7 protein-coding genes and 1 other RNA gene are annotated in these 8,788 nt (G+C 71.8%); all 8 read right to left on the reverse strand.

Annotated features, from left to right (window positions below):
- Positions 1-6: 6 nt before the first annotated feature.
- The 8 genes from mraY to rnpB all read right to left on the reverse strand — a co-directional run bounded on the left by mraY (position 7) and on the right by rnpB (position 8,519).
- Entirely contained in the window at positions 7-1,092 is a 1,086-nt protein-coding gene (gene mraY, locus ACK4UM_RS14130; RefSeq protein WP_409800241.1) for a phospho-N-acetylmuramoyl-pentapeptide-transferase, read from the reverse strand.
- 7 nt (positions 1,093-1,099) lie between these two features.
- Positions 1,100-2,545, reverse strand: coding sequence for a UDP-N-acetylmuramoylalanyl-D-glutamyl-2,6-diaminopimelate--D-alanyl-D-alanine ligase (locus ACK4UM_RS14135; RefSeq protein WP_409800242.1), 1,446 nt, complete (start codon positions 2,543-2,545; stop codon positions 1,100-1,102).
- A gap of 14 nt (positions 2,546-2,559) precedes the next feature.
- The gene (locus ACK4UM_RS14140) at positions 2,560-4,032 is read right to left on the reverse strand and encodes a UDP-N-acetylmuramoyl-L-alanyl-D-glutamate--2,6-diaminopimelate ligase (RefSeq protein WP_409800245.1); all 1,473 of its coding nucleotides are present in this window, start codon (positions 4,030-4,032) and stop codon (positions 2,560-2,562) included.
- The gene (locus ACK4UM_RS14145) at positions 4,029-5,807 is read right to left on the reverse strand and encodes a peptidoglycan D,D-transpeptidase FtsI family protein (RefSeq protein ID WP_409800247.1); all 1,779 of its coding nucleotides are present in this window, start codon (positions 5,805-5,807) and stop codon (positions 4,029-4,031) included. Before ACK4UM_RS14145 ends, ACK4UM_RS14140 begins: the two co-directional genes overlap by 4 nt.
- Positions 5,808-5,813: 6 nt before the next feature.
- The gene (locus tag ACK4UM_RS14150; protein WP_409800250.1) at positions 5,814-6,218 is read right to left on the reverse strand and encodes a hypothetical protein; all 405 of its coding nucleotides are present in this window, start codon (positions 6,216-6,218) and stop codon (positions 5,814-5,816) included.
- Positions 6,215-7,273, reverse strand: a complete 1,059-nt coding sequence (gene rsmH / locus ACK4UM_RS14155; protein ID WP_409800253.1) for a 16S rRNA (cytosine(1402)-N(4))-methyltransferase RsmH — start codon at positions 7,271-7,273, stop codon at positions 6,215-6,217. Before rsmH ends, ACK4UM_RS14150 begins: the two co-directional genes overlap by 4 nt.
- Entirely contained in the window at positions 7,270-7,791 is a 522-nt protein-coding gene (locus ACK4UM_RS14160; RefSeq protein ID WP_409800256.1) for a division/cell wall cluster transcriptional repressor MraZ, read from the reverse strand. The genes rsmH and ACK4UM_RS14160 overlap by 4 nt, the downstream gene beginning before the upstream one ends.
- Before the next feature lie 318 nt (positions 7,792-8,109).
- An RNA gene (gene rnpB / locus ACK4UM_RS14165) (RNase P RNA component class A) lies at positions 8,110-8,519 on the reverse strand.
- Positions 8,520-8,788: the final 269 nt, after the last annotated feature.

Genomic DNA, 8,788 nt, shown 5'->3' on the forward strand with positions numbered 1-8,788 from the left:
CGCGCCTCAGCGCAGCTTGAGCGTCGCGAGGCCGACCATGGCGAGCACGACGGCGATGATCCAGAAGCGGATGACGATCTGCGGCTCGGTCCAGCCCATCTGCTCGAAATGATGGTGGATCGGCGCCATCTTGAACACGCGCCGGCCGGTGAGCTTGTAGGACACGACCTGGATGATCACCGAGGCCGCCTCCAGCACGAACAGGCCGCCGATGATCGCGAGCACGATCTCGTGCTTCGTCGCGACCGCGACCGCGCCCAGCAGACCGCCGAGCGCGAGCGAGCCGGTGTCGCCCATGAAGACCTGGGCGGGCGGCGCGTTGAACCACAGGAAGCCGAGCCCCGCTCCGATCAAGGCGCCGCAGATCACCGCGAGCTCGCCGGTGCCGATCACGAAATGGATCTGCAGATAGCCCGCGAACACCGCGTTGCCGACGAGATAGGCGATGAAGCCGAAGCTCGCCGCCGCGATCATCACGGGCACGATCGCGAGCCCGTCGAGCCCGTCCGTCAGGTTCACGGCATTGCCCGCCGCCACGATCACGAGCGCCCCGAAGGCGACGTAGAAGATGCCGAGATCGAGGAGAAGGTCCTTCAGGAAGGGGAAGGCGAGGCGGTTCGAGAGGTCCGGCGTCGAGATCGAGGCGATCGCGAACACCGCGACGCCGGCGATCACGGCCTCGATGGCGAGGCGCGAGCGGCCGGAGAAGCCCTTGTGGGATTGCTTGGTGACCTTGAGATAGTCGTCCCAGAAGCCGATGCCGCCGAAGCCCACCGTCACGAGCAGCACCACCCAGACATAGGCGTTCGACAGATCCGCCCAGAGCAGCGTCGAGACGATCAGCCCGGCGAGGATCATCAGCCCGCCCATGGTCGGCGTGCCGCGCTTCGTCAGGAGGTGGGAGGAGGGGCCGTCCTCGCGGATCGGCTGGCCCTTGCCCTGGCGCATGCGCAGGGCCGAGATGATCGCCGGCCCGAACCAGAACACGAAGAAGAACGCCGTCGCCGTCGCCATCCCCGTCCGGAAGGTGATGTAGCGCAGGACGTTCAGGACGGGCAGCGTGGCGCTGAGCTCGACGAGCCAGGTCATCATGGCGGTATCATCCCTCGGGCGTCGCGGCGGCGGCGGCCGCGGCGGTCGGGGGGCTATAGCGGTCTTTGATCGCCTTGACGACATGCTCCGTGCGAATTCCGCGCGATCCCTTGACCATCACGATGTCGCCGGGCCGCAGCGCCGCGAGGAGGGCGGGGGCGAGCTCGGTGGCGGAGGGCGCCCACGCGCCGCGCCGCTCCGGCGGCAGGGCCGCGTGCAGCTCCTTCGACAGGGGGCCGACCGTGAAGACGAGATCGACGCCCGCGCCGAGCGCGACGGGGGCGAGCTCCCGGTGCAGGCGCGCGGCGTCCGGGCCGAGCTCCAGCATGTCGCCGAGCACCGCGATCCGGCGCCCGCGCCAGGGCAGCTCCATCTGCCCGAGCGTCTCGAGCGCGGCGCGCATCGAGGCGGGATTGGCGTTGTAGCTCTCGTCGACGATCGTGAGCCGGCCGCCGCCGATCGGCAGTTCCGAGCGCGCGCCGCGGCCGACGGGCGGCGTGAGGTCGCCGAGCGCCATCGCCGCAAGCGCGAGATCGACGCCGAGCGCCTGCGCGGCCGCGACGAGCGCGAGCGAGTTCTGCGCGATGTGACGGCCCGCCATGCCGACGCGGTAGGTGAGCGGCGTGCCGAAGACGCGCGCGTCGACGATCGAGAGATCGGGCTTCGTGATGATGCGCTCGGCGCGCACGTCCGCACGCGGATCCTCGCCGAAGGTGACGATGCGGCCCGCGGCCGAGGCGGCCGCGTGCGCGCAGAGGCGCTCGAAATGCGGGTTGTCGCGGTTGATCACGGCGACGCCCCCGGGCTCGAGGCCGGCGAAGATCTCGCCCTTGGCGTCCGCGATGCCGCGCACGTCCTTGAAGTTCTCGATGTGCACCGCCTCGACCGTGGTGATCACGGCGACGTGGGGGCGCACCATGCGCGCGAGCGGCGCGATCTCCCCGGCATGGTTCATGCCGATCTCGAAGACGCCGAAATCGCTGTCCTGCGGCATCCGTGAGAGCGTGAGCGGGACGCCCCATTGGTTGTTGTAGGAGGCGGCGGAGGCGTGGGTGCGGCCCGAGCGCGAGAGCAGGAGGCGCATCGCCTCCTTGGTGCCGGTCTTGCCGACCGAGCCCGTGATCGCGATGCGCTTGGCGTGGCTGCGCGCGCGCGCTGCGGCGCCGAGCGCCTCCAACGCCCGCAGCGTGTCCGGCACGACGAGGAGCGGGCCGAGGGCCTGGAGCGCGGGAGCGCGATCGGCCGCGACCACGCAGGCCGCAGCCCCGCGCGCGAAGGCGTCGGCGACGAAATCGTGGCCGTCGCGCTGGTCGGCGATGGCGACGAACAGATCGCCCGGATCGAGCGTGCGGGTGTCGATCGAGACGCTGCCGATCGGCCCCGGCTCGCCGCCGACGCTCTGCGCGCCCATCGCCTCGCGGGCGTCCTGCGCGCTCCATAGCCGATCGCTCATCGATATCCCCGCCTTCAGAGAGCCTTGCCTTCGACCATTGCGATCGCCGCCCTGACGGCCTCGTGATCGGAGAACGGAAGCGTTCGCTCGCCCACGATTTGGCCCGTTTCATGGCCCTTTCCGGCCACGACGAGAACATCCCCCGCCTTCAGCTCCGCGACCGCCCGGCGGATCGCCTCGGCGCGATCGCCGATCTCGACGACGCCCGGCGTGCCGGCGGGAATGCCGGCCATGACCTCGGCGCGAATGGAAGCGGGGTCTTCGCTGCGGGGGTTGTCGTCTGTGACGATCGCGAGGTCGGCGCCTTCCGCCGCGATGCGCCCCATCAGCGGCCGCTTGCCCCGGTCGCGATCCCCGCCGCAGCCGACGACGCAGACGAGCCGATTGCGGGCGAGGGGGCGCAGGGTCGCGAGCACCTTCTCGAGCGCGTCGGGCTTGTGGGCGTAGTCGACGAGGCACAGCGCGCCGCCGACCTCGCCGACGGGATCGAGGCGGCCCGGCACGCCGCGCAGATGTTCGAGCGCGCCGAACGCGCGGACGGGGTCCTCGCCGGTGGCGATGCACAGGGCGGCGGCGACGAGCGCGTTCTCGACCTGGAAGGCGCCGACGAGGGGGAAGCGGATCGTCGTGCGGCGCCCCGCGTGCACGATGTCGACGACCTGGGTGAAGCCGTCGAGCCGCACGTCCTCGAGCCGCAGGAAATCGCCGTCGCGCCCGACGCCGAGGACCGCGTGTCCGCAGGCGCGCGCCACGCCCTCGGCCTCGCGAGCATAGGCCCCGTCGCGATTGATCACCGCCGGGCGGCCCTTCGGCAGGAGCGCCTCGAACAGCCGCATCTTGGCCGCGAGATAGGCCTCCATCGTCGGGTGGTAGTCGAGATGGTCGCGGCCGAGATTGGTGAAGGCGGCGGCCGAGAGCCGCACCCCGTCGAGCCGCTTCTGGTCGAGCCCGTGCGAGGAGGCCTCCATCGCGAGATGGGTGATCCCGTCGCGCGCGAGCGCGTCGAGGGTGCGGTGGAGACCGATCGGGTCGGGCGTCGTCAAGGAGCCGTAGCGCACGCCCTCCTTGGTGACGACCCCGAGCGTGCCGAGGCTCGCCGCCTCGCGGCCGCAATGGAGAGCGATCTGGCGCACGAAATCGGCGACCGACGATTTTCCCGCCGTCCCGGTCACCGCAACGATCGTTTCGGGCTGGCCGGGATGGAGCCGGGCTGCGGCCTGCGCCAGGGCGGCGCGGGCATCGGGGACGCGCAGATAGGCGATGTCGGAGGGCAGATCCGCCGGCCGCTCGCCCTCGCCGATCACCGCGACCGCGCCGGCCGCGACGGCGGCGCCGACGAAATCGGCCCCCGCCAGACGGGAGCCGGAGATAGCGACGAAGGCGAAGCCGGGCTTCGCCTCGCGGCTGTCGGCGGTGAGGCCGGCGAGGGGGCGCTCGGCGATCTCCGCCGGCGCCGTCGGGAAGAGGGCGCCGAGCGTGAGGCTCACGGCTCGATCCCCCAGGCGCCCGCCCGGGCCATCGCGGGGAAGGGTCGGACCGGCGGCTCGAAGCGCGGTTGGATGTCCAGCATGGGGGCGACCCGCTCGATGATGCGGCCCGTGGTCGGGGCGGCGTTCCAGCCGGAGGTCGCGAACCCTTGCGTCTCCGGCAGAGGCTGCGGCTCGTCGAGAACCGTGAGGAACAGATAGCGCGGATCGTCCGCCGGCGCGACCGCGAAGAACGTGTTGAGGCGCTTGTCGCGGGCATAGCGGCCGTCGACCACCTTCTCGGCGGTGCCGGTCTTGCCGCCGACGAAGAAGCCCGCCACCGAGGCGCGCGCCGCCGAGCCGCGCTCGGCGTTGAGCCGCATCACGAAGCGCATCGCTTCGCTCGTCTCGCGGGAGATCACGGTCTGCGCCCGCTCCTGGGCCTCCTCCTCGGTGCGCATGAGGAAGGTCGGCGGGATCAGGTAGCCGCCGTTGAGGAGGGCGGCCGTCGCCATCGAGGCCTGGAGCGGCTGCACCGCCATGCCGTGGCCGAAGGAGATCGTCGCCGTGTTGATCTCGCCCCAGCGCCGCGGCACGAGCGGCGCCGCGTTCTCGGGCAATTCGGTGCGCAGGCGGTCGAGCTGGCCGAGCTTGCGCATGAACTCGCGGGTGTGGATGGTGCCGAGCTCGAGCGCCATGCGCGCGGTGGCGATGTTCGAGGAATGGACGAACACCTCCGGCATGGTCAGGACGCGGTTCTGGCCGCGGAAATCGCTGATCGTCTGGCGGCCGAAGCGCAACTGGCCGCGGGCGTCGATGCGCGAATTGATGGTGAAGCGCCCCGATTCGAGCGCCATCGCCGTCGTCAGCGCCTTCATCACCGAGCCCATCTCGTAGACGCCGACATTGATCCGGTTGATCCGGTCGGGCTGGAGGGCGTCGGTGGGCACGTTCGGGTCGAAATCGGGCAGCGAGACGAGGGCGATCACCTCGCCGGTGCGCACGTCGAGGATCAGCCCCGCGGCCGCGATCGCGCGGAAATGGCCCATCGCCCAGAGGAGCTCCTCGCGCATCGCGTGCTGGGCGCGCAGGTCGATCGACAGACGCACCGGATCGAGCCGCGGACGCTTGGGGCCGACGAGCTCGCTCTCGCGCATCACGAGGCCCTGCTGGTCGATCCATTTCTCGATGCCGGCGATGCCGACATTGTCGATATTGGCGAAGCCGAGGACGTGGGCGGCGGCGACGCCGTTGGGGTAGATGCGCTTGTTCTCCGGCAGGAAGCCGACGCCCGGGATGCCGAGGCGGTGGACCTCCGCCTGCTCGCGCGGCGTGATCTCGCGCTTGACCCAGGTGAAGCCGCGCCGGCTCGACAGGCGCTCGCGCAAGGAGCGGGCGTCGAGGTCGGGGAAGACGGCGGTGAGGAGCTCGGTCGCCTCGTCGGGATCGATGATGTTGCGCGGCTCGGCGAAGACCGAGACGAGGGTGATGTCGGTCGCCAGGATCTCGCCGTTGCGGTCGACGATGTCGGGGCGGATCGCGCCGATCTCGTGGGAGGCGGCGCGGCGGGGTCCGCGCTCGTTCTCGGGCGCGACGGCGATCATCACGAGCCGTCCGGCGATCACGCCGAAGACGAGGGTGAAGGCGATGGCGACGAGGCTCACCCGCGCCCGGCTCTTGTCGGTGCGCAGGCGGAAGAGGCCGAGGATCGCGCCGACGACGCCGCCGCGGCGCGGGCGCGCGGGCTTCGTCTCGTCGGTGGGGTGCAGAGTGGGGTCGACGTGCGGGGAGGGCACCGGCGTTCACCTCGTCGGGGTGGCGGTCGTGGGCGTGCGGGCGCCGCTCGTCGAGCCGGTGGTGCCCGGCGTCGCGGTGGGCGCGGCGAGGCCGAGCGCCTGGAGCTTGGCGCCGATGGCGTCCTCGGCGGGCGGGCGCTCGCGCAGATCGGAGAAGCGCGCGAGGCGCTCGGGCCCGATCGGCACGATGTCGGGCAGATAGGCGTCGGCGAGCGCCTGGACGCGGTCGGGGCGGTTGAGATGGGCCCATTCGGCTCGCAGCACCGCGATCATGTCCTGCTCGCGCGAGATCGCCGCCTCGAGCCGAGCGAGCTCCTCGCCGTGCAGGATGGTCTCGTACTTGATCGAATAGGCCCACATCGCCGAGCCGATCAGGCTCCCGATGGCGGCGACGTGCAGGAGCTTGATCATCGCCGGCCTCTCGCAGCGCGGGTGTCTTCGGGGAGCGAGGCGAGCGCCTCGACGGCGCCGAGCGGCGCCTGGGCCGGCGCGGCGAGCCGCTCGCCCGCGCGCAGCTTGGCCGAGCGGGCGCGCGGATTGGCGAGGATCTCCGCCTCGCTCGGCACGACCGGCCCCTTCGTCGCGAGGCGGAAGGTCGGCTGGATCGGAGCGGCGGCGGGCAGGTGCCGCGAGCCGCCGGGGTTGCGACCCGCGCGGCCGGCGAGGAACTGCTTGACGATGCGGTCCTCGAGCGAATGGAAGGTGACGACGACGAGCCGCCCGCCCGGCGCGAGCACGCGCTCGGCCGCATGGAGCGCGCGCACGAGTTCGCCCAATTCGTCGTTGACCGCGATGCGCAGAGCCTGGAAGGCGCGCGTCGCCGGGTGCGGCCCGTGCGGATCGGCGCGCACGAAGCGGGCGACGAGATCGGCGAGCTCGCGGGTGGTCTCGAAGGGCTTGCGCCGGCGCGCCTCGACGATGCCGCGGGCGATCGCCCGCGCCCGCCGCTCCTCGCCGTAATGGTAGAAGACGTCCGCGAGCGTCGCCTCCTCCGCCTCGTTGACGAGGTCGGCGGCGGAGGGGCCGGCCTGCTCCATGCGCATGTCGAGGGGGCCGTCGAGGCGGAAGGAGAAGCCGCGCTCGGCCTCGTCGAGCTGCATCGAGGACACGCCGATGTCGAGGACGACGCCGGAGAGCCCCTCCGGGGCGTGCTCTCGCGCGAATTCGTCGACGATCGTCTCGAGATCGCCGAATCGGCCGGGAACGAGGGTCAGGCGCGGGGCCATGGCGCGCACCAGCGCCTCGCCGCTCGCGATCGCGTCCGGATCGCGGTCGACCGCGATGACGTGCCGCTGCGGATCCGCCTCGAGCAGCGCGCGCGTGTAGCCTCCGGCGCCGAAGGTGCCGTCGAGCACGACGCCCCCGCGCACGGGGGCCAGCGCCTCGACCACCTCCGCCAGGAGCACGGGCGCGTGACGGGCCGGTCCGCCAGCGGCGCCGGACGTGCCGTCGCCGCGGCCCGTCATCGTGCCCGCGCTCCCGGAGGCGGGTCGGTGGAAGGATCCGTGTTCATCGTCGCCTCCCCTCTGCGTGCGCCCGGCATCGCGCCGATGCTCCGCTTGAGCTCCCGGACCGCCGCGCGCGCATCCTCCAAATGCGCACGGAAGCGCTCGGGCTCCCAAATCTGGAACTTGTGACCGAGGCCCACGAACGTCACCGCGTCCGCGATCCCGGCATGGGCCTTCACGCTCTCGGTGAGGACGACCCGTCCCTCCGTGTCCACCTTGAGGATCTCGCTCGTCCCGAACAGAGCCACCGAAAGCCGGTCGCGCTCGTCCGAATAGGGCGAGAGACTCGACAGAAACGCGTCGATCTCGTTCAGGAGCGCGTTGCCGCCCGCATCCAGCGCCGGCGCGTCCAGGGTCGGATGGACGTAGAGCCCCTCGAACCCGTCGCGCGACAGCGCCTGACGGAACGGCGCCGGAATCGAGACGCGGCCCTTCGCATCCAACCTGTTCGTGAAATTGGACACGAAGCGATGCATCGGCCGTCCGCACGCTCCCACTCGTCGACGATGCGGCCGCTACGCCGCCGCAACCCCGCTTCGACGCGCGCGAGACGTGGCGTTCGCCGCCGCGAAGGCTGCGACCGCTCGGCTCGTCGGGTGCCGTGGACGGGATGGTTTGGGATAGCATGGGCTTTCGTGGTCGTCAACGGAATCGGCCGGGCGCGCGGGACCCTCGTCCAGGCTCCGATGAGACCCCGGCTTGGTTAACGAAGGCTTGCGGCGGCGCCGAATCGCCGCGCCGCACCGTCGCAGGCGACGTTGCGGAAGGCAGATGAGCGGGGCAGCGAAGGAAGGTGCGTCAGCCGGCCTGTAAGCCGGGTTCTGTATGGCCCGCGCTCGCGCGCGAACGTGGCGGCCATTCGTCTGGGACGGCCGTTGCCGGCCGCCTCTAGCAACCAACCCGGACGACGGGGCCGAGAACCGCCCTGGCCGCGAAGGCCGTGTCGTCCCTATTCGGTCTTGCTCCCGGTGGGGTTTGCCGTGCCGGAGCGCGTTGCCGCCTCCGCGGTGCGCTCTTACCGCACCGTTTCACCCTCACCGCGGGGGCGTATCGAGGAGCGATCCTCGACGAGCCTTGCCGCGGCAGTCTCGTTTCTGTGGCACTTTCCCTGGGGTCGCCCCCGCCGGACGTTATCCGGCACCGTGTTCTCGTGGAGCCCGGACTTTCCTCTCCCCGGATGGGAAGCGGCCGCCCGGCCGGCTGACGCCTCACCGATGTGGCCGCTCGCGGGAGCGCCGTCAAGCGCGCCTCTTCCGGAACCGTCCGGCTGCTTTCGAGTTGCCCGTGCGAATTCACCCGGCGCCGCGGCGCCCCTCGGGAGGAGCACCCCACATGAAGAAGCTGATGAGCCTGATCGCGGTCGGCGGCCTCGCCGTCACCATGGGCGCCTGCGTGACGCCGGCCGAGCGCGCCGCGGGCGGTGCCCTGATCGGCGGCGCGACCGGCGCCGCCGTCGGCGCGGCGGTCGGCGAC

Origin of the sequence: Salinarimonas sp. (genome assembly GCF_046292825.1) — a bacterium.
In the GTDB taxonomy this organism is placed as follows: Bacteria; Pseudomonadota; Alphaproteobacteria; order Rhizobiales; family Beijerinckiaceae; genus Salinarimonas.

What these genes read in the sequence shown, in the direction of transcription:
- ACK4UM_RS14160 (WP_409800256.1), bottom strand. Translation starts at nt 7,791, where the DNA reads ATGCATCGCTTCGTGTCCAATTTCACGAACAGGTTGGATGCGAAGGGC.
- ACK4UM_RS14135 (WP_409800242.1), bottom strand. Translation starts at nt 2,545, where the DNA reads ATGAGCGATCGGCTATGGAGCGCGCAGGACGCCCGCGAGGCGATGGGC.
- ACK4UM_RS14150 (WP_409800250.1), bottom strand. Translation starts at nt 6,218, where the DNA reads ATGATCAAGCTCCTGCACGTCGCCGCCATCGGGAGCCTGATCGGCTCG.
- mraY (WP_409800241.1), bottom strand. Translation starts at nt 1,092, where the DNA reads ATGATGACCTGGCTCGTCGAGCTCAGCGCCACGCTGCCCGTCCTGAAC.
- rsmH (WP_409800253.1), bottom strand. Translation starts at nt 7,273, where the DNA reads ATGACGGGCCGCGGCGACGGCACGTCCGGCGCCGCTGGCGGACCGGCC.